The organism is Klebsiella sp. PL-2018 (assembly GCF_019048985.1).
Classification (GTDB): Bacteria; Pseudomonadota; Gammaproteobacteria; order Enterobacterales; family Enterobacteriaceae; genus Klebsiella; species Klebsiella michiganensis.
On the sequence record NZ_CP077673.1, the window covers coordinates 329,158 to 349,969 of the forward strand.

15 protein-coding genes, 1 tRNA gene, 3 rRNA genes and 1 riboswitch are annotated in these 20,812 nt (G+C 55.1%); of the genes, 14 read left to right on the plus strand and 5 right to left on the minus strand.

Going from position 1 to position 20,812, the window contains the following annotated elements; genetic code table 11:
* Positions 1-8: 8 nt before the first annotated feature.
* Positions 9-122: riboswitch (TPP riboswitch) on the minus strand.
* A 54-nt stretch (positions 123-176) separates the two neighbouring features.
* Positions 177-674: an Rsd/AlgQ family anti-sigma factor gene (locus tag MKleb_RS01520; RefSeq protein ID WP_014837106.1), complete on the minus strand. Its 498-nt coding sequence runs from the start codon at positions 672-674 to the stop codon at positions 177-179.
* 95 nt (positions 675-769) lie between these two features.
* Here MKleb_RS01520 and nudC point away from each other — a divergent pair, with 95 nt between their 5' ends.
* The 6 genes from nudC to MKleb_RS01550 all read left to right on the plus strand — a co-directional run bounded on the left by nudC (position 770) and on the right by MKleb_RS01550 (position 5,252).
* Complete coding sequence (gene nudC / locus MKleb_RS01525; RefSeq protein WP_004097667.1) at positions 770-1,543, plus strand: NAD(+) diphosphatase; 774 nt, start codon at positions 770-772, stop codon at positions 1,541-1,543.
* Positions 1,544-1,709: 166 nt separating this feature from the next.
* Positions 1,710-2,774 carry a uroporphyrinogen decarboxylase gene (gene hemE / locus MKleb_RS01530; RefSeq protein ID WP_014227501.1) on the plus strand — a complete coding sequence of 355 codons (1,065 nt, stop codon included), beginning with the start codon at positions 1,710-1,712 and terminating at the stop codon, positions 2,772-2,774.
* 9 nt (positions 2,775-2,783) lie between these two features.
* Positions 2,784-3,455, plus strand: a complete 672-nt coding sequence (gene nfi, locus MKleb_RS01535) for a deoxyribonuclease V (RefSeq protein ID WP_163586444.1) — start codon at positions 2,784-2,786, stop codon at positions 3,453-3,455.
* A gap of 42 nt (positions 3,456-3,497) precedes the next feature.
* Positions 3,498-4,088 carry a YjaG family protein gene (locus tag MKleb_RS01540; protein ID WP_004097673.1) on the plus strand — a complete coding sequence of 197 codons (591 nt, stop codon included), beginning with the start codon at positions 3,498-3,500 and terminating at the stop codon, positions 4,086-4,088.
* A 186-nt stretch (positions 4,089-4,274) separates the two neighbouring features.
* Positions 4,275-4,547, plus strand: a complete 273-nt coding sequence (gene hupA / locus MKleb_RS01545) for a nucleoid-associated protein HU-alpha (RefSeq protein ID WP_004097675.1) — start codon at positions 4,275-4,277, stop codon at positions 4,545-4,547.
* A 12-nt stretch (positions 4,548-4,559) separates the two neighbouring features.
* Positions 4,560-5,252 carry a DUF1481 domain-containing protein gene (locus tag MKleb_RS01550; protein ID WP_004097677.1) on the plus strand — a complete coding sequence of 231 codons (693 nt, stop codon included), beginning with the start codon at positions 4,560-4,562 and terminating at the stop codon, positions 5,250-5,252.
* Between the two features lie 3 nt (positions 5,253-5,255).
* Here the strand turns inward: MKleb_RS01550 and zraP are convergent, their stop codons facing one another.
* Complete coding sequence (gene zraP / locus MKleb_RS01555; RefSeq protein ID WP_048263778.1) at positions 5,256-5,690, minus strand: zinc resistance sensor/chaperone ZraP; 435 nt, start codon at positions 5,688-5,690, stop codon at positions 5,256-5,258.
* Between the two features lie 252 nt (positions 5,691-5,942).
* On the opposite strand from zraP, the gene zraS reads away from it, so the two are divergent.
* The gene (zraS, locus tag MKleb_RS01560; RefSeq protein WP_163586445.1) at positions 5,943-7,331 is read left to right on the plus strand and encodes a two-component system sensor histidine kinase ZraS; all 1,389 of its coding nucleotides are present in this window, start codon (positions 5,943-5,945) and stop codon (positions 7,329-7,331) included.
* Complete coding sequence (gene zraR / locus MKleb_RS01565; protein WP_032721071.1) at positions 7,328-8,662, plus strand: sigma-54-dependent response regulator transcription factor ZraR; 1,335 nt, start codon at positions 7,328-7,330, stop codon at positions 8,660-8,662. The genes zraS and zraR overlap by 4 nt, the downstream gene beginning before the upstream one ends.
* Here the strand turns inward: zraR and purD are convergent.
* Both purD and purH read right to left on the minus strand, forming a co-directional pair.
* Positions 8,659-9,951, minus strand: coding sequence for a phosphoribosylamine--glycine ligase (purD, locus tag MKleb_RS01570; RefSeq protein WP_025107527.1), 1,293 nt, complete (start codon positions 9,949-9,951; stop codon positions 8,659-8,661). The genes zraR and purD overlap by 4 nt on opposite strands.
* A gap of 15 nt (positions 9,952-9,966) precedes the next feature.
* Positions 9,967-11,556, minus strand: coding sequence for a bifunctional phosphoribosylaminoimidazolecarboxamide formyltransferase/IMP cyclohydrolase (gene purH, locus MKleb_RS01575; RefSeq protein WP_064375746.1), 1,590 nt, complete (start codon positions 11,554-11,556; stop codon positions 9,967-9,969).
* Between the two features lie 627 nt (positions 11,557-12,183).
* Here purH and MKleb_RS01580 point away from each other — a divergent pair.
* The 4 genes from MKleb_RS01580 (at position 12,184) to rrf (ending at position 17,311) form a co-directional block, all read left to right on the plus strand.
* Positions 12,184-13,723, plus strand: a 16S ribosomal RNA gene (locus MKleb_RS01580).
* 87 nt (positions 13,724-13,810) lie between these two features.
* Positions 13,811-13,885, plus strand: a tRNA-Glu gene (locus MKleb_RS01585).
* Between the two features lie 188 nt (positions 13,886-14,073).
* Positions 14,074-17,092 (plus strand): 23S ribosomal RNA (locus MKleb_RS01590).
* A gap of 103 nt (positions 17,093-17,195) precedes the next feature.
* Positions 17,196-17,311 (plus strand): 5S ribosomal RNA (gene rrf / locus MKleb_RS01595).
* Together the 16S, 23S and 5S rRNA genes with 1 tRNA gene alongside form the textbook arrangement of a ribosomal RNA operon.
* Before the next feature lie 98 nt (positions 17,312-17,409).
* Here rrf and MKleb_RS01600 read toward each other — a convergent pair.
* Positions 17,410-17,847 (minus strand): acetyltransferase, encoded by a 438-nt coding sequence (locus tag MKleb_RS01600; RefSeq protein WP_009651731.1) that lies wholly within the window; start codon positions 17,845-17,847, stop codon positions 17,410-17,412.
* Positions 17,848-18,003: 156 nt separating this feature from the next.
* Between MKleb_RS01600 and metA the strand changes: the two genes are divergently transcribed.
* The gene (gene metA / locus MKleb_RS01605; RefSeq protein WP_004109666.1) at positions 18,004-18,933 is read left to right on the plus strand and encodes a homoserine O-acetyltransferase MetA; all 930 of its coding nucleotides are present in this window, start codon (positions 18,004-18,006) and stop codon (positions 18,931-18,933) included.
* A 259-nt stretch (positions 18,934-19,192) separates the two neighbouring features.
* Positions 19,193-20,794: a malate synthase A gene (gene aceB, locus MKleb_RS01610; RefSeq protein ID WP_163586452.1), complete on the plus strand. Its 1,602-nt coding sequence runs from the start codon at positions 19,193-19,195 to the stop codon at positions 20,792-20,794.
* Positions 20,795-20,812: the final 18 nt, after the last annotated feature.

A 20,812-nucleotide genomic window follows, 5' to 3' on the forward strand; every position in this document is an offset into this window, starting at 1 on the left:
GATGCTAAACGCAGTTTACTCTTGTTCCCTTCGCAGGTATTAGCCTGATCAGGTTCCGCGGATCCCGAATTAACGGTCTCAGCCTTTTCCAGTGTGGAAAATGGGCACTCCGACAAGATGACATCCCCTCTCCGTGAGGGGGAATGTATGTAAACTACGCGTTAATGGCTCACAACTCAAGCGGTCGGCGCGATATTGTCGCTGACGTTGTCTTTGCGGCTGTGGGCGACGGCGAGGGCGATCAGGTTATCTTCCAGCGCAAAGCGCGCTTCCAGCGCTTCGCCGATATCCGACAGCGCCTGCTGGAACTCAAGGTAGTTATCGTGATCGATGGCGTTTTCGAGGCAGGAGTCGTAATAATCCATGATCTGCTGGGTATTGGCCTGCAGCTGTGGATAAATCTTAGTGGCGGCTAAAAGTGGCGTATCGCCTTCCAATTCGCCGATAAAGCGTTCATAAATATTAAAATGGCCGGAGGAGAGGTAGTCCACCAGGCTTTGACAAAAATCATCCAGCGCTTTCTCATTAAGCCGCATAAATGATTCTTTGCCGGGCTTCAGGCCAACCAGGTTGTAGTAAGCCACAAGCAAATGCTTACGTACTTGTAGCCAGCGATCGACCAGTTTATTGCTGCCTCCAACACGTTCCGTCAGGTTTTCCAGCTGGTTTAACATGGTTGACTCCGCAAGGTTTTAAGAGAAATACGTTGCTCACCAAAATGTAAATTTAATGTTAAAAGTGCCAGTAAAATAAAGGTAGTGCAATAGATATGGATCGTATTATTGAAAAATTAGATCGCGGCTGGTGGATCGTCAGCCACGAACAGAAATTATGGTTGCCCGACGGAGAATTGCCCTACGGCGAAGCGGTAAATTTTAATCTTGCGGGGCAGCCCGCGCTGCGAATCGGAGAATGGCAGGGCGATCCGGTGTGGCTGGTACGCCAGGATCGCCGGCATGAGATGGGATCGCTGCGCCAGGTGCTCGATCAGGATGCTGGCCTTTTTCAACTGGCAGGACGCGGGATCCAGCTGGCGGAGTTCTACCGCTCGCATAAATTCTGCGGCTACTGCGGCCATCCGATGCACCCAAGCAAAACCGAGTGGGCAATGCTGTGCAGCCACTGCCGCGAACGCTACTACCCGCAAATCGCCCCGTGCATTATCGTCGCCATCCGTCGGGATGATTCTATCCTGCTGGCGCAGCATACTCGCCATCGTAATGGCGTGCATACGGTGCTGGCCGGGTTTGTCGAAGTCGGCGAAACCCTGGAGCAGACCGTTGCCCGCGAGGTGATGGAGGAGAGCGGCATTAAGGTGAAAAACCTGCGCTACGTGACCTCTCAGCCCTGGCCGTTCCCACAATCGCTGATGACCGCGTTTATGGCCGAGTACGATAGCGGCGAGATTGTCATCGACAAGAAAGAGCTGCTGGAGGCGGGATGGTATCGCTATGACAATCTGCCGCTTTTGCCGCCGCCGGGCACCGTGGCGCGCCGTCTGATTGAAGATACCGTGGCGATGTGTCGGGCAGAGTATGAGTGACATGTTACATACACTTTATCCTTCAAATTGCCTCTTTGTTGGCTGCTTTCACTTGCCCCAGTCACTTACTTGAGTAAGCTCCTGGGGTTCATTCAATTGCCGCCTCGATCCACTTTGAATGATTTTGTGTATAAACTTGGCGCATCAACGCTAAAGGAATGTAAAAATGACCGAACTGAAGAACGATCGCTACCTGCGCGCGCTGCTACGCCAGCCGGTTGATGTCACCCCGGTATGGATGATGCGTCAGGCGGGCCGCTATTTACCGGAATATAAGGCCACCCGCGCCGAGGCGGGCGATTTTATGTCGCTGTGTAAAAACGCCGAGCTTGCCTGTGAAGTGACGCTGCAGCCGCTGCGCCGCTATAAGCTGGATGCGGCTATCCTCTTCTCGGACATTCTCACCATCCCGGATGCGATGGGGCTGGGGCTCTATTTCGAAGCCGGGGAGGGCCCGCGTTTTACCTCACCCATTACCGGCAAAGCGGATGTCGATAAATTACCCGTCCCCGACCCGGAAGATGAGCTTGGCTACGTGATGAACGCCGTGCGCACCATCCGCCGTGAGCTGAAGGGAGAAGTGCCGCTGATTGGCTTTTCCGGCAGCCCGTGGACGCTGGCGACCTACATGGTGGAAGGCGGCAGCAGCAAAGCGTTTACGGTGATCAAAAAGATGATGTACGCCGAGCCGCAGGCCCTGCACGCGCTGCTCGATAAGCTGGCGAAAAGCGTCACGCTGTATCTGAATGCGCAAATCAAAGCGGGCGCGCAGTCGGTGATGATCTTTGATACCTGGGGCGGGGTGCTGACCGGCCGGGATTATCAGCAGTTCTCGCTCTATTACATGCATAAAATCGTTGATGGGCTGCTGCGTGAGAATGATGGCCGCCGCGTGCCGGTGACGCTGTTTACCAAAGGCGGCGGGCAGTGGCTGGAAGCGATGGCGGAAACCGGCTGCGATGCGCTGGGGCTCGACTGGACGACCGATATCGCCGATGCGCGGCGTCGAGTCGGCCATAAAGTCGCCCTGCAGGGCAATATGGATCCCTCGATGCTCTATGCCCCTCCGGCGCGCATCGAAGAAGAGGTGGCGACCATTCTCGCCGGATTTGGCCAGGGCGAAGGCCATGTCTTTAACCTTGGGCACGGCATTCATCAGGACGTCGACCCGGAACATGCGGGCGTATTTGTGGAGGCAGTGCACCGGTTGTCGGCGCCATACCACCGTTAAGGAGTGAATATGGATTTGTCATCGCTACGCACCCAGCAGCTCAGCCTGGCGGCATCGGTTGAACGAGGCGATCGGCTGGACCAGGATCCGCCGACGCTGATCGGCGGAGCGGATGTTGGATTTGAGCAAGAGGGAGAGGTGACCCGGGCGGCGATGGTGCTGCTGAGCTATCCATCCCTGGTGCTGGTGGAGTATCAGGTCGCGCGCGTCGCGACCACGATGCCCTATATCCCCGGCTTCCTCTCCTTTCGCGAAACCCCCGCGCTGCTGGCGGCCTGGGAGCAGCTTTCGCAGAAGCCAAATCTCTTATTTGTTGATGGCCACGGTATTTCCCACCCGCGCCGCCTCGGCGTCGCCAGCCATTTTGGTCTGCTGGTGGATGTGCCGACCATCGGCGTGGCGAAAAAACGGCTGTGCGGTAAGTTCGAGCCGCTGGGCGATGAGCCCGGCGCGCTGGCGCCGTTGTTAGATAAAGGCGAGCAGCTGGCGTGGGTTTTGCGCAGTAAAACGCGCTGTAATCCCCTGTTTGTGAGTACCGGGCACCGCGTGGGCCTGGATAGCGCGCTGATGTGGGTGGAGCGCTGCCTGAAAGGCTACCGCCTGCCTGAACCGACGCGCTGGGCTGATGCCGTGGCGTCCCGGCGTCCGGCGTTTGTGCGTTGGCAAGCAAATCACGACTGATTCAGGTACACTGCGGCTAATTTCTGACTTCGAGATTTCATCATGTTACAAAACCCGATTCATCTGCGTCTGGAGAAGCTGGAAAGCTGGCAGCACGTGACCTTTATGGCCTGCCTGTGCGAGCGGATGTACCCCAACTACGCCATGTTCTGTCAGCAAACTGAGTTCGCCGATGGCCAGCTTTATCGCCGTATTCTCGATCTGATCTGGGAAACGCTGACGGTAAAAGATGCGAAGGTGAATTTCGACAGCCAGCTGGAAAAGCTGGAAGAGGCGATTCCGGCCGCTGATGATTACGACCTGTACGGCGTCTATCCGGCCATTGATGCATGCGTGGCCTTGAGTGAGCTGATTCATTCGCGGCTGAGCGGCGAAACGCTCGAACATGCTATTGAAGTCAGCAAGAGCTCGATCACCACCGTTGCGATGCTGGAAATGACCCAGGCTGGTCGCGAAATGACCGACGAAGAGCTCAAGGAAAACCCGGCAGTCGAACAAGAATGGGATATTCAGTGGGAAATTTTCCGTCTTCTGGCCGACTGCGAAGAACGCGATATTGAACTGATCAAAGGGCTGCGTGCAGACCTTCGCGAGGCCGGTGAGAGCAATATTGGTATAAATTTTCAGCAATGAGACCAGAAAACGTGATTTACCGCCTGAATTGTAGCGTCTGAAGGCTTCCATTCCGCCCCCCGTCTGGTCTACATTTGGGGGGCGAAAAAACGTGGCTATCGGTGCGTGTATGCAGGAGAGTGCTTTTCAGGCATTTCCGTCGCACTCGATGCTTAGCAAGCGATAAACACATTGTAAGGATAACTTATGAACAAGACTCAACTGATTGATGTAATTGCGGACAAAGCTGACCTGTCCAAAGCACAGGCGAAAGCTGCCCTGGAATCTACCCTGGCTGCAATTACCGAGTCTCTGAAAGAAGGTGATGCTGTTCAACTGGTTGGTTTCGGTACCTTCAAAGTGAACCACCGCGCTGAGCGTACTGGCCGCAACCCGCAGACCGGTAATGAAATCAAAATCGCCGCAGCAAACGTACCGGCATTTGTTTCTGGTAAAGCTCTGAAAGACGCAGTTAAGTAAGACCGCGTGGCAGTGTACAGTTTTATCGAAGGGGCTTGTCGGCCCCTTTTGTCTACCTGGCGCCGCACGCTGGCGCTGGTAGGCGTATTGCTGCTCACTGCCTGCAGCCATGATTCCTCTCTCCCGCCGTTTACCGCCAGCGGATATGCGGATAACCAGGGGGCGATGCGTATCTGGCGCAAAGATTCTAACGGCGAGGTCCATCTCCTTGCCGCCTTCAGTCCATGGCGTCATGGTAATACTTCGACCAGCGAGTACCGCTGGCAGGATGGCCAGCTCGCGCTGATTGAACTCAACGTCTACGGTAAACCGCCGGAACATATTCGCGCCCGGTTTGATGCGCAGGGCGAACTCAGCTTTATGCAGCGTGAAATCGATGGGCAGAAGCAGCAGCTTTCCAGCGATCAGGTCGCGCTATACCGCTATCGCGCTGAGCAAATACGCCAGACCAGCGACGCTCTGCGTCAGGGACGCGTTATGCTGCGCCAGGGGCGCTGGCATGCCAACAGGACGGTGACCACCTGTGAAGGTCAGACCGTGAAGCCTGACCTCGATACGCAGGCGCTGGCGCATATTGAGCGACGTCAGAATCACTCATCTATTGAGGTCAGCGTGGCGTGGCTGGAAGCGCCTGAAGGCTCTCAGCTGCTGCTGGTGGCAAACGAAGATTTCTGCACCTGGCAGCCGACCGAAAAAAGCTTCTGAGCCTTACCAGTGGCTCATCCCCATATGACCGCGGCCTCCGCCGCAGCTCCCTGGTCCCATACCCACACCGCGAGAAATACCCGCCTGCGCTAACGCGAGATCGAACTTCACCCGCTGCTGGGCCAGCTGTTGACCGAGAACCTCCATCTCCTGGGCAATGGATTCGACTTTCGCGCTGTCAGGCTTATCCGCGGTTAACAGCGCATGGTATTCGTAGCGTTTTGATTGAAGCTGCTGACGTAAAACGCGGGTTTGTTCATAGAAATCGTTATGCAGCTTCCGGGCAGTGGCCTGCTGATCGGCGGTGAGCTGGCTGTAGCCCTGGGGGCCCATTCCGCTGCCGTTATTCCAGTGGTGCCTTGCCCAGGCTGAACTGCTGCCGAAAGTCAGCGCGGCGAGGGCAATCAGCGTCAGCGTCATTTTTTTGTTCCGTTTCATAGTTTATTCTCCTGGCTTATGGTTTCTCAATGATTTGCATCTTCTGTGCCAGAATGGAAAGGCCGCAGGATATCGGGCATTGAGCGCCTTCCAGCCAGACGAGAGCGAGTAAAAATGACTCGCGGTCAAGGAGGCTGCGGGTCATTTTTACTCGATCGCCTTCCCGGTTTGCGCATGAGAAGCGGTTAGACGGGACGGAAAAATGGCATGATTTCTGCTGAGCGATACGGTGTCTGAGGAAAGGGAGTTGTCATGAACGCGATGCGGTTGTCTAAGGATTCCGTCGCCGTCTGGCTGAGCTGGTTGTTAACCGGCCTTATCTTGCTGCTGGTGTGCCTGTTCTCTGCGTTAATCGTGCGTGATTATGGCCGTGAAAATGAAGCCGCGCGCCAGACTATCCAGGAAAAGGGCAGCGTGCTGATTCGCGCCCTTGAGTCCGGCGCCCGGGTGGGCATGGGAATGCGTATGCATCATTCCCAACTGCAGGCGTTGCTGGAGGAGATGGCCTGGCAGCCAGGCGTGCTGTGGTTCGCTGTGACGGATGAGAGCGGTAAAATCATTGCCCATAGCGACCCGCAGCGGGTTGGTGAGTCGCTCTACCCTGCCAACACTCTGCGTGAGCTGAATATTGGGAGCGAGGAGCGCTGGCGCCGGCTCGAAAAACCGGAACCGGCGCTGGAGATTTATCGTCAATTTCGCCCGCTTAACGGCGGCGGGCATCATATGCGCATGATGATGCGTCGCGAAGCTGCCGGGCTACGTACCCAGGCTCCCCAGGTTATTTTTATTGCTTTTGATACCCGCGAGCTGGATGCCGACCATGCCCGTAGCCTGCGTAATATGGTTATCATGCTCTGCGCGGCGGGCGTAGTGATGGCGGCAACGTTGCTGGCGCAGTTCTGGTTCCGCCGCTATCAACGTTCGCGCAAGCAGCTGCAGGAGGCGACGGCGCGTAAAGAAAAGCTGGTGGCGCTTGGTCATCTGGCCGCGGGCGTCGCCCATGAGATCCGCAACCCGCTGTCATCTATAAAAGGGCTGGCAAAGTATTTTGCCGAGCGAACCCCAGCCGATGGCGAAGCGCATCAGCTGGCCCAGGTGATGGCGAAGGAAGCCGATCGCCTGAACAGGGTCGTCAGCGAGCTGCTGGAACTGGTGCGTCCGGCGCATTTAACGTATCAATCGGTTGATTTGAATGACGTGATTATGCACTCGCTTCAGCTAATTAGCCAGGATGCCGCCAGCCGGGCAATAACGCTCGCGTTCACCGCGCAGCCCGCGCTATGCCGCATTCAGGCCGATCCGGATCGTTTGAAACAGGTGCTGCTGAACCTTTATCTCAATGCCGTCCACGCTATTGGCCGCGATGGCGTGATTACGGTGGCGGTGAGGGAATGCGGCGACGGGCGAGTAAAGGTGAGCGTTGCGGACAGCGGCAAGGGGATGACGGCGGAACAGCTACAGGCCATTTTTACCCCGTACTTCACGACCAAGGCCGACGGCACCGGGCTGGGCCTGGCGGTGGTGCAGAACATTGTCGAGCAGCACGGCGGAACGATTCACGCCGAGAGCGCCCCCGGCGAAGGCGCGCTATTTACTCTCTATTTGCCGGTCAACGGGCAACAAAAGGATGAACAAGGATGAGTGGCGAGCAGATCGATATTCTGGTGGTGGACGATGACATCAGCCACTGCACTATCTTACAGGCGCTGTTGCGGGGCTGGGGATACCGGGTTGCGCTGGCCTACAACGGTGTACAGGCGCTGGAACAGGTGCGCCAGACGGTGTTTGATCTGGTGCTTTGCGATATCCGCATGGCCGAGATGGACGGCATCGAAACGCTGAAAGAGATCAAAACCTGGAATCCGTCGATTCCGGTATTGATCATGACCGCATACTCCAGCGTCGATACCGCCGTGGAGGCGCTGAAATCCGGTGCGCTGGACTACCTGATTAAGCCGCTGGACTTTGACAAGCTGCAGCAGACGCTGTCTGAGGCGTTGGCCCATACGCGGCTGAGCGAGTCACCCGTCGCGGGTAGTCCCCCCGCGGCCCAGTTTGGCATGGTGGGCGATAGCCCGGCGATGCGGGCGCTGCTGAATAATATTGCCCTGGTTGCCCCCTCTGATGCGACGGTATTAATTCACGGCGAGTCGGGCACCGGGAAAGAGCTGGTCGCGCGGGCGCTGCACGCCAGCAGCGCCCGCAGCCGCAGGCCGCTGGTGATCCTCAACTGTGCCGCACTCAACGAGTCGTTGCTGGAGTCGGAGCTGTTTGGTCACGAGAAAGGCGCCTTTACCGGCGCGGACAAACGGCGAGAAGGGCGTTTTGTTGAAGCGGACGGCGGTACGCTCTTTCTCGATGAGATTGGCGATATTTCACCGCTGATGCAGGTGCGCCTGCTGCGGGCGATTCAGGAGCGTGAAGTGCAGCGCGTGGGCAGCAATCAGACCCTTTCGGTAGATGTACGGCTAATTGCCGCCACCCACCGGGATTTAGCTGAAGAGGTCAGCGCCGGACGTTTTCGTCAGGATCTCTACTATCGCCTGAACGTCGTGACTATCGATATGCCGCCGCTGCGTCAGCGCAAGGAGGATATCCCTCAGCTGGCGCGCTATTTCCTGCAGCGTTATGCCGAGCGTAACCGCAAAGCGGTGCAGGGGTTTACGCCGCAGGCGATGGACTTACTGATTCACTACGCATGGCCGGGGAATATTCGCGAACTGGAAAATGCGGTAGAGCGGGCGGTGGTCCTGCTGACCGGAGAGTATATCTCGGAACGCGAGCTGCCGCTGGCGATTGCCGGTACGTCGGTTTCGGACGCGCCGCACGGCGAGGATATTATTCAGCCGCTGGTGGAAGTCGAGAAAGAAGCGATCCTGGTGGCGCTCGAAAAAACGGGCGGCAACAAAACTGAAGCCGCCCGTCAGCTGGGCATTACGCGCAAAACGCTGCTGGCAAAGCTCAGCCGTTAGCTGTTTTGCTCACGCTCAATAGCGCGCCAGCCGATGTCGTTACGGCTAAAGCTGCCGTCCCAGCGGATATCGCTCATCAGGGCGTAAGCGCGCTTTTGCGCTTCAGCGACGGTGTGACCCAGCGCGGTAGCGCAGAGCACCCGGCCGCCGCTGGTCAGCACGCGATCGTCATCAGCGAGTCTGGTACCGGCGTGGAAGACCTTGCCGTCAGCCGCTTCTTCCAGCGGCAGGCCGTGGATCTCATCACCGGTGCTGTAGTTGCCCGGATAGCCACCGGCGGCGATCACCACGCCCAGCGAGGCGCGTTCGTCCCACTCGGAGGTTTTCTCATTCAGCTTGCCGTCGCAGGCGGCGAGGCACAGATCTACCAGATCCGATTTCATGCGCAGCATGATCGGCTGGGTTTCCGGATCGCCAAAGCGGCAGTTGAACTCGATAACCTTCGGGTTTCCCTGTTTATCGATCATCAGGCCCGCATAGAGGAAACCGGTGTAGGTGTTCCCTTCCGCTGCCATACCTTTTACGGTTGGCCAGATAATGCGTTCCATGGTGCGCTGGTGAACCTCATCGGTTACCACCGGCGCCGGTGAGTAAGCGCCCATACCGCCCGTGTTCGGGCCGGTATCGCCATTGCCCACGCGTTTGTGATCCTGGCTGGTGGCCATCGGCAGGACGTGCTCGCCGTCGACCATCACGATAAAGCTCGCCTCTTCGCCGTCGAGGAACTCTTCAATGACGATGCGGTGTCCGGCGTCGCCAAAGGCGTTACCTGCCAGCATGTCGTGAACGGCGGCTTCCGCTTCTTCCTGCGTCATGGCAACAATCACGCCCTTGCCGGCGGCCAGGCCGTCGGCCTTGATGACGATCGGCGCGCCTTTCTCACGCAGGTACGCCAGCGCGGGCTCGACTTCGGTGAAGTTCTGGTATTCCGCCGTCGGGATGTTATGACGCGCGAGGAAATCTTTGGTGAAGGCTTTGGAGCCTTCAAGCTGCGCCGCGCCTTCCGTTGGGCCGAAGATTTTCAGCCCTGCGGCACGGAACGCATCGACAACGCCAATTACCAGCGGCGCTTCCGGGCCAACGATGGTCAGGTCAATCTTCTCGCTCTGCGCAAAGCTCAGCAGCGCCGGAATATCGGTGACGCCGATAGCCACGTTCTGCAGCGCCGGTTCCAGCGCGGTGCCCGCGTTACCCGGGGCGACAAAAACGGTATCAACCTGCGGTGACTGTGCGGCCTTCCAGGCCAGCGCGTGTTCGCGTCCGCCGTTGCCAATAACTAATACTTTCATCGTCTGCTCCGTGAATTAATGGCGGAAGTGGCGCATGTCGGTGAAGATCATCGCGATGCCGTGCTCATCGGCGGCGGCAATCACCTCTTCGTCGCGAATAGAACCACCGGGCTGAATGACGCAGCTCACGCCAACGGCAGCAGCGGCATCAATACCGTCGCGGAACGGGAAGAAAGCGTCGGACGCCATAGCCGAACCTTTCACTTCCAGACCTTCATCACCGGCTTTAATCCCGGCGATTTTGGCGGAGTAAACGCGGCTCATCTGGCCTGCGCCTATCCCGATGGTCATATTCTCTTTGGCGTACACAATGGCGTTGGATTTAACGAATTTCGCCACTTTCCAGCAGAACAGCGCATCGCGCAGTTCCTGCTCGGTCGGCTGGCGTTTGGAAACCACGCGCAGTTCGCCTTCCGTAACCATACCCAGATCGCGATCCTGAACCAGCAGGCCGCCGTTAACGCGTTTGAAGTCCAGACCAGGTACGCGCTGCGTCCACTGACCGCAGGTCAGGACGCGGACATTCTGTTTCGCGGCAGTGATCTTCAGGGCTTCTTCCGTCGCAGACGGCGCGATGATCACTTCAACAAACTGGCGGGAGATGATCGCCTGCGCGGTTTCGGCATCCAGTTCGCGGTTAAACGCGATAATGCCGCCGAAGGCAGAGGTCGGGTCAGTTTTGTACGCGCGGTCGTAGGCTTCCAGAATAGAGGTGCTTACCGCTACGCCACATGGGTTGGCGTGCTTCACAATAACGCAGGCCGGCTCGCTGAATTCTTTGACGCATTCCAGCGCGGCATCGGTGTCAGCGATATTGTTATAGGAGAGCGCTTTACCCTGAACCTGCTGTGCAGTGGCGACAGAGGCTTCTTTGACTTCTTCTTCTATATAGAAGGCCGCCTGCTGGTGGCTGTTTTCACCATAGCGCATATCCTGCTTCTTAATGAAGTTCAGATTCAGGGTGCGCGGGAAGCGACCCGCGGCTTCTTTGCTCTCGCCGTGATAGGCCGGAACCATGCTGCCGAAGTAGTTGGCAATCATGCTGTCGTAGGCGGCGGTGTGTTCGAATGCCTTAATGGCGAGGTCGAAGCGGGTGTCGAGGGTCAGGGAGCCTTCGTTGGCATCCATCTCTTTAATAATGGCATCGTAGTCGCTGCTCTTCACCACGATGGCGACGTCTTTATGGTTCTTCGCCGCTGAGCGAACCATGGTTGGGCCGCCGATATCAATGTTTTCTACCGCATCTTCCAGCGAGCAGCCCTCGCGGGCAACGGTTTGAGCAAACGGATACAGGTTAACCACCACCATATCAATAGGCGCGATACCGTGTTGTTCCATAATACCGTCATCCTGGCCGCGGCGACCGAGAATACCGCCGTGAACTTTCGGATGCAGGGTCTTCACGCGTCCGTCCATCATTTCCGGGAAACCGGTGTAGTCAGAGACTTCGGTAACCGGCAGACCTTTCTCAGCCAGCAGGCGTGCGGTACCACCCGTAGACAGTAGCTCGACACCACGAGCGGAAAGCGCCTGCGCGAATTCGACGATACCGGCCTTGTCAGAAACACTGAGCAGGGCGCGGCGGACTGGACGACGTTGTTGCATGGTATTAAATCCCCAGGATTTGAATATTACAGAGAGCGTTAGGTGAATTTTTGTCTAAAAACTCACCTAACGCACCCAACCGGGCATCCTTGTTATAGCGCGGCATTGTAACGAAAACGTTTGCGCAACGCTCGCGAATTTTTATCTTTCTCTTTTTAGCCCAGGATCGCGCCCTATAGAGAGAAGAGAGCGGGCCTTTATAAGAGGGTATCGGCCGCCACCTGTGGATAATTCTGTGCGTAACAGGGTATAAAGCGGGGTTTTGCTGGGGAATGCAGCAGTCAGTCATTTTTCTGCAATTTTACTATTGCGGATGCTCGGGAACTCCCTATAATGCGCCTCCATCGACACGGCAGATGTGAATCACTTCACAAACAACCCGGTCGGTTGAAGAGAAAAAATCCTGAAATAACGGGTTGACTCTGAAAGAGGAAAGCGTAATATACGCCACCTCGCAACGGTGAGCGAAAGCCGCGTTGCACTGCTCTTTAACAATTTATCAGACAATCTGTGTGGGCACTCAAAGTGACATGGATTCTTAACGTCGCAAGACGAAAAATGAATACCAAGTCTCAAAGAGTGAACACGTAATTCATTACGAAGTTTAATTCTACGAGCATCAAACTTAAATTGAAGAGTTTGATCATGGCTCAGATTGAACGCTGGCGGCAGGCCTAACACATGCAAGTCGAACGGTAGCACAGAGAGCTTGCTCTCGGGTGACGAGTGGCGGACGGGTGAGTAATGTCTGGGAAACTGCCTGATGGAGGGGGATAACTACTGGAAACGGTAGCTAATACCGCATAACGTCGCAAGACCAAAGAGGGGGACCTTCGGGCCTCTTGCCATCAGATGTGCCCAGATGGGATTAGCTAGTAGGTGGGGTAACGGCTCACCTAGGCGACGATCCCTAGCTGGTCTGAGAGGATGACCAGCCACACTGGAACTGAGACACGGTCCAGACTCCTACGGGAGGCAGCAGTGGGGAATATTGCACAATGGGCGCAAGCCTGATGCAGCCATGCCGCGTGTATGAAGAAGGCCTTCGGGTTGTAAAGTACTTTCAGCGGGGAGGAAGGCGATAAGGTTAATAACCTTGTCGATTGACGTTACCCGCAGAAGAAGCACCGGCTAACTCCGTGCCAGCAGCCGCGGTAATACGGAGGGTGCAAGCGTTAATCGGAATTACTGGGCGTAAAGCGCACGCAGGCGGTCTGTCAAGTCGGATGTGAAATCCCCGGGCTCAACCTGGGAACTGCATTCGAAACTGGCAGGCTGGAGTCTTGTAGAGGGGGGTAGAATTCCAGGTGTAGCGGTGAAATGCGTAGAGATCTGGAGGAATACCGGTGGCGAAGGCGGCCCCCTGGACAAAGACTGACGCTCAGGTGCGAAAGCGTGGGGAGCAAACAGGATTAGATACCCTGGTAGTCCACGCTGTAAACGATGTCGACTTGGAGGTTGTTCCCTTGAGGAGTGGCTTCCGGAGCTAACGCGTTAAGTCGACCGCCTGGGGAGTACGGCCGCAAGGTTAAAACTCAAATGAATTGACGGGGGCCCGCACAAGCGGTGGAGCATGTGGTTTAATTCGATGCAACGCGAAGAACCTTACCTACTCTTGACATCCAGAGAACTTAGCAGAGATGCTTTGGTGCCTTCGGGAACTCTGAGACAGGTGCTGCATGGCTGTCGTCAGCTCGTGTTGTGAAATGTTGGGTTAAGTCCCGCAACGAGCGCAACCCTTATCCTTTGTTGCCAGCGATTCGGTCGGGAACTCAAAGGAGACTGCCAGTGATAAACTGGAGGAAGGTGGGGATGACGTCAAGTCATCATGGCCCTTACGAGTAGGGCTACACACGTGCTACAATGGCATATACAAAGAGAAGCGACCTCGCGAGAGCAAGCGGACCTCATAAAGTATGTCGTAGTCCGGATTGGAGTCTGCAACTCGACTCCATGAAGTCGGAATCGCTAGTAATCGTGGATCAGAATGCCACGGTGAATACGTTCCCGGGCCTTGTACACACCGCCCGTCACACCATGGGAGTGGGTTGCAAAAGAAGTAGGTAGCTTAACCTTCGGGAGGGCGCTTACCACTTTGTGATTCATGACTGGGGTGAAGTCGTAACAAGGTAACCGTAGGGGAACCTGCGGTTGGATCACCTCCTTACCTTAAAGAACCTGCCTTTGTAGTGCTCACACAGATTGTCTGATAGATGTAAAGAAGCAAGACGGCTGCGAAGTCGCGACACCTCGTGTCCCCTTCGTCTAGCGGTTAGGACTCCGCCCTTTCACGGCGGCAACAGGGGTTCGAATCCCCTAGGGGACGCCACTTGCTGGCTGTGAGTGAAAGGCACAACCAACCGATATCTCAAAACTCATCTTCAGGTGATGTTTGAGATATTTGCTCTTTAAAAATCTGGATCAAGCTGAAAATTGAAACGACACATTTTAAGTGTGTTCGAGTCTCTCAAATTTTCGCGACACGACGATGTTTTACGAAACATCTTCGGGTTGTGAGGTTAAGCGACTAAGCGTACACGGTGGATGCCCTGGCAGTCAGAGGCGATGAAGGACGTGCTAATCTGCGAAAAGCGTCGGTAAGGTGATATGAACCGTTACAGCCGGCGATGTCCGAATGGGGAAACCCAGTGCAATTCGTTGCACTATCGTTTGATGAATACATAGTCAAACGAGGCGAACCGGGGGAACTGAAACATCTAAGTACCCCGAGGAAAAGAAATCAACCGAGATTCCCCCAGTAGCGGCGAGCGAACGGGGAGCAGCCCGGAGTCTGAATCAGCTTGTGTGTTAGTGGAAGCGTCTGGAAAGTCGCAGGGTACAGGGTGATACTCCCGTACACTAAAACACACAGGTTGTGAACTCGAAGAGTAGGGCGGGACACGTGGTATCCTGTCTGAATATGGGGGGACCATCCTCCAAGGCTAAATACTCCTGACTGACCGATAGTGAACCAGTACCGTGAGGGAAAGGCGAAAAGAACCCCGGCGAGGGGAGTGAAAAAGAACCTGAAACCGTGTACGTACAAGCAGTAGGAGCCCCACCACCAAAGCGTTTCGCTTTGCGTGGTACGCAAAATGCGTAACGACAGTGCGATGGACGGTTAACGGAGCGTAAGCGACGTTCAACATCAAAATCAGGCAGTGGAGCGTTTTGGGGTGGGGTGACTGCGTACCTTTTGTATAATGGGTCAGCGACTTATATTCTGTAGCAAGGTTAACCGTATAGGGGAGCCGCAGGGAAACCGAGTCTTAACTGGGCGTTAAGTTGCAGGGTATAGACCCGAAACCCGGTGATCTAGCCATGGGCAGGTTGAAGGTTGGGTAACACTAACTGGAGGACCGAACCGACTAATGTTGAAAAATTAGCGGATGACTTGTGGCTGGGGGTGAAAGGCCAATCAAACCGGGAGATAGCTGGTTCTCCCCGAAAGCTATTTAGGTAGCGCCTCGTGAACTCATCTTCGGGGGTAGAGCACTGTTTCGGCTAGGGGGTCATCCCGACTTACCAACCCGATGCAAACTACGAATACCGAAGAATGTTATCACGGGAGACACACGGCGGGTGCTAACGTCCGTCGTGAAGAGGGAAACAACCCAGACCGCCAGCTAAGGTCCCAAAGTCATGGTTAAGTGGGAAACGATGTGGGAAGGCCCAGACAGCCAGGATGTTGGCTTAGAAGCAGCCATCATTTAAAGAAAGCGTAATAGCTCACTGGTCGAGTCGGCCTGCGCGGAAGATGTAACGGGGCTAAACCATGCACCGAAGCTGCGGCAGCGACACTATGTGTTGTTGGGTAGGGGAGCGTTCTGTAAGCCGTTGAAGGTGGCCTGTGAGGGTTGCTGGAGGTATCAGAAGTGCGAATGCTGACATAAGTAACGATAATGCGGGTGAAAAACCCGCACGCCGGAAGACCAAGGGTTCCTGTCCAACGTTAATCGGGGCAGGGTGAGTCGACCCCTAAGGCGAGGCCGAAAGGCGTAGTCGATGGGAAACAGGTTAATATTCCTGTACTCGGTGTTACTGCGAAGGGGGGACGGAGAAGGCTATGTTGGCCGGGCGACGGTTGTCCCGGTTTAAGCATGTAGGCGGATGTTCCAGGTAAATCCGGAACGTTATCAACGCTGAGGTGTGATGACGAGGCACTACGGTGCTGAAGTGACAAATGCCCTGCTTCCAGGAAAAGCCTCTAAGCATCAGGTAACATCAAATCGTACCCCAAACCGACACAGGTGGTCAGGTAGAGAATACCAAGGCGCTTGAGAGAACTCGGGTGAAGGAACTAGGCAAAATGGTGCCGTAACTTCGGGAGAAGGCACGCTGATGGTAGGTGAAGTGACTTGCTCATGGAGCTGAAATCAGTCGAAGATACCAGCTGGCTGCAACTGTTTATTAAAAACACAGCACTGTGCAAACACGAAAGTGGACGTATACGGTGTGACGCCTGCCCGGTGCCGGAAGGTTAATTGATGGGGTTATCCGTAAGGAGAAGCTCTTGATCGAAGCCCCGGTAAACGGCGGCCGTAACTATAACGGTCCTAAGGTAGCGAAATTCCTTGTCGGGTAAGTTCCGACCTGCACGAATGGCGTAATGATGGCCAGGCTGTCTCCACCCGAGACTCAGTGAAATTGAACTCGCTGTGAAGATGCAGTGTACCCGCGGCAAGACGGAAAGACCCCGTGAACCTTTACTATAGCTTGACACTGAACACTGGTCCTTGATGTGTAGGATAGGTGGGAGGCTTTGAAGTGTGGACGCCAGTCTGCATGGAGCCATCCTTGAAATACCACCCTTTAATGGCTGGTGTTCTAACGTGGGCCCGTAATCCGGGTTGCGGACAGTGTCTGGTGGGTAGTTTGACTGGGGCGGTCTCCTCCTAAAGAGTAACGGAGGAGCACGAAGGTCAGCTAATCCTGGTCGGACATCAGGAGGTTAGTGCAATGGCATAAGCTGGCTTGACTGCGAGCGTGACGGCGCGAGCAGGTGCGAAAGCAGGTCATAGTGATCCGGTGGTTCTGAATGGAAGGGCCATCGCTCAACGGATAAAAGGTACTCCGGGGATAACAGGCTGATACCGCCCAAGAGTTCATATCGACGGCGGTGTTTGGCACCTCGATGTCGGCTCATCACATCCTGGGGCTGAAGTAGGTCCCAAGGGTATGGCTGTTCGCCATTTAAAGTGGTACGCGAGCTGGGTTTAGAACGTCGTGAGACAGTTCGGTCCCTATCTGCCGTGGGCGCTGGAGAATTGAGGGGGGCTGCTCCTAGTACGAGAGGACCGGAGTGGACGCATCACTGGTGTTCGGGTTGTCATGCCAATGGCATTGCCCGGTAGCTAAATGCGGAAGAGATAAGTGCTGAAAGCATCTAAGCACGAAACTTGCCCCGAGATGAGTTCTCCCTGACCCTTTAAGGGTCCTGAAGGAACGTTGAAGACGACGACGTTGATAGGCCGGGTGTGTAAGCGCAGCGATGCGTTGAGCTAACCGGTACTAATGAACCGTGAGGCTTAACCTTACAACGCCGAAGATGTTTTGGCGGACTGAGAAGACAACAATTTCAGCTTAGATTCAGAGTTGAGTACGCGATAAAGAATTGCGTACTGAGCACAAAGAATTTGCCTGGCGGCACTAGCGCGGTGGTCCCACCTGACCCCATGCCGAACTCAGAAGTGAAACGCCGTAGCGCCGATGGTAGTGTGGGGTCTCCCCATGTGAGAGTAGGGAACTGCCAGGCATCAAACAAGTGAAGAGCCCATCCTGACGGATGGGCTTTTTGCTTTTTTGTCGTCTGAACCGACCGGACATCGGTTACCCTTATCCGGTCTTACTTCATTACTCATGTACCAAATTCAATAACGGATAGGGTTTTCCAAGATCGTCCGTCTCAGAACGGCCTGTCACCTTAAAGCCCATCTTCTTATAAAATCCGACCGCTTGTTCATTCTGCTCATTAACGTTGGTCGTCAGTTTGGGCGCTAACGTCAGCGCGTGTTCAATCAACAGCTTACCCACGCCGCAGCCGCGGACCGTAGGGTCAACGAATAGCGCATCCATATGTTCCCCCGTAAGCAGCATAAAGGCGACCGGCTCGTCTTTCTCCGTCACCGCGACCCACAGCGGCGCTTCGGGTAAAAACGCGCTCACCAGATCTTCCAGTTCCGCTCTATACTCTTTTGATAAAAAATCGTGCGTTGCATCGACCGACCGACGCCAGATCGCAATCAGTTTTTTCCCTTCATCATGCCGTGAACGGCGGATACTAATAACCATATTTGCTCCTTTTATTTGTTCTTATATTCTAACTCAAATGTCTCCGTGAAATTTTCTCACCCTGCACTTGCAGGCTCGACATTCACCTTATTCCTGGGTATCTTCAGCTGTCTGGATGTCTAAACGTTTATACGTATGCTATGAGGTAATAAAGTTATGCCAATTCGGGTGCAGGACGAGCTACCGGCCGTCAATTTCTTGCGTAATGAAAACGTCTTTGTGATGACGACAACTCGCGCGACGACTCAGGAAATCCGCCCGCTGAAGGTGCTCATCCTTAATCTGATGCCGAAGAAAATCGAGACTGAGAATCAGTTTTTGCGACTGCTTTCCAACTCTCCTCTGCAGCTTGATATCCAGCTGTTGCGCATCGATGCCCGCGAATCACGTAATACTCCGGCGGAACACCTGAACAACTTCTACTGCAACTTTGAAGATATTTGCGATCAGAACTTTGATGGCCTGATTGTTACCGGTGCACCTTTAGGTTTGGTTGAATTTAATGACGTTGCCTACTGGCCGCAGATAAAACAGGTGCTGGAATGGGCTAAAGATCATGTTACCTCAACGCTGTTTGTCTGTTGGGCGGTACAGGCAGCCCTCAATATCCTCTACGGTATCCCTAAACAGACCCGCTCTGAGAAGATTTCCGGGGTCTACGAACACCATATCCTGCAACCTCATGCCTTGTTAACCCGCGGCTTTGACGATAGCTTTCTGGCCCCGCACTCGCGCTATGCCGATTTCCCGGCGGCGCTGATACGCGACTACACCGACCTCGAGATCCTGGCGGAAACGGAAGAGGGCGACGCCTACCTGTTCGCCAGCAAAGATAAGCGCATCGCCTTCGTGACCGGTCACCCGGAATATGACGCGAACACCCTGGCCAGCGAGTTCTTCCGCGATGTGGAAGCGGGTCTCGATCCGCAGGTTCCACATAATTATTTCCCGCAGAACGATCCGCAGAACAAACCGCGCGCCACCTGGCGAAGCCATGGCAATTTGCTGTTTATCAACTGGCTGAATTATTACGTCTACCAGATCACGCCATACGATCTACGCCATATGAATCCGACTCTGGATTAATCTTCTACACAACGCGATCCTAAAGCGTTTCAGCATTTTGCCTCTGGCACCTTCGGGTGCCTTTTATATTTCCGAAACGCAGCTCATATTGTAATCAAACTTTATTTATATTGTTATCAATAGGTTAAACGATAATTAAATTAAAAATGGAAATTGTTTTTGATTTTGAAAAATAAATGCGTAGTCTTAATTGTGCTGAACGAAAACTACACAACGATCTTACGTTCGCGCCAACTGGATTAACCAAGAGGAGCAGCACATGACGCAGCAGGCGACAATCACTGACGAACTGGCTTTTAGCCAGCCATATGGCGACCAGGAGAAGCAAATCTTAACGCCTGAGGCCGTAGAATTTCTGACCGAGCTGGTGCGCCGCTTTACGCCTGAGCGCAATAAACTCCTGGCCGCGCGTATCCAGCAGCAGCAGGCAATTGATAACGGCAAGCTTCCCGATTTTATTTCGGAAACAGCTTCCATTCGTAACGGTGATTGGACGATCCGCGGCATTCCGGACGATTTGCAGGATCGGCGGGTAGAAATTACCGGTCCGGTAGAGCGCAAGATGGTCATCAATGCGCTCAATGCGAATGTAAAAGTCTTTATGGCGGATTTCGAAGACTCACTGGCGCCCGAATGGAGCAAAGTCATTGATGGGCAAATTAACCTGCGCGATGCGGTTAACGGCACCATCAGCTACACCAATGAAGCCGGCAAGATTTATCAGCTCAAGCCGAACCCGGCGCTGCTGATCTGCCGCGTGCGCGGTCTGCATCTGCCGGAAAAACACGTGACGTGGCGCAGGGAAGCGATTCCCGGCAGTCTGTTCGACTTCGCCCTCTATTTCTTCCACAACTACAAAGCGTTACTGGAAAAAGGCAGCGGCCCCTATTTCTATCTGCCGAAGACTCAGGCCTGGCAGGAAGCCGCGTGGTGGAGTGAAGTATTTAGCTTTACGGAAGACCGTTTTGAGCTGCCGCGCGGCACCATCAAAGCCACGCTGCTGATCGAAACGCTGCCCGCCGTATTCCAGATGGACGAAATTCTGCACGCCCTGCGCGACCATATTGTGGGTCTGAACTGCGGGCGCTGGGACTACATCTTCAGCTATATCAAAACGCTGAAGAATCATCCGGATCGCGTTCTGCCGGACCGCCAGGTGGTGACGATGGACAAGCCTTTCCTCAGCGCCTACTCGCGATTGTTGATTAAGACCTGCCACAGGCGCGGCGCGTTTGCGATGGGCGGCATGGCGGCCTTTATTCCGAGCAAAGATGCCGAGCGAAACAACCAGGTGCTGAACAAGGTAAAAGCGGACAAATCGCTGGAGGCGAATAACGGCCATGACGGTACCTGGATCGCGCATCCCGGGCTGGCTGACACCGCTATGGCCGTCTTTAACGGCGTACTGGGCGAGAACAAAAATCAGCTGTCCGTTACCCGCGAAGACGATGCGCCGATTACCGCTGAACAGCTGCTGGCCCCCTGCGAGGGCGAACGAACCGAAGAGGGCATGCGCGCCAACATTCGCGTGGCGGTGCAGTATATCGAGGCGTGGATTTCCGGCAACGGCTGCGTACCGATTTATGGCCTGATGGAAGATGCGGCGACGGCGGAAATTTCCCGTACCTCTATCTGGCAATGGATCCACCATGAGAAAACCCTCAGTAACGGCACACCGGTAACCAAAGCGCTGTTCCGCCAGTGGCTGGCCGAAGAGATGCGGGTGATTCAGGACGAACTGGGCGAGCACCGCTACCGCAGCGGGCGTTTTGATGAAGCCGCTCGCCTGATGGAACAGATCACCACCTCCGACGAGCTGATCGATTTCTTAACCCTGCCGGGCTACCGCCTTCTGGCCTAATTCACCACACAACAATAT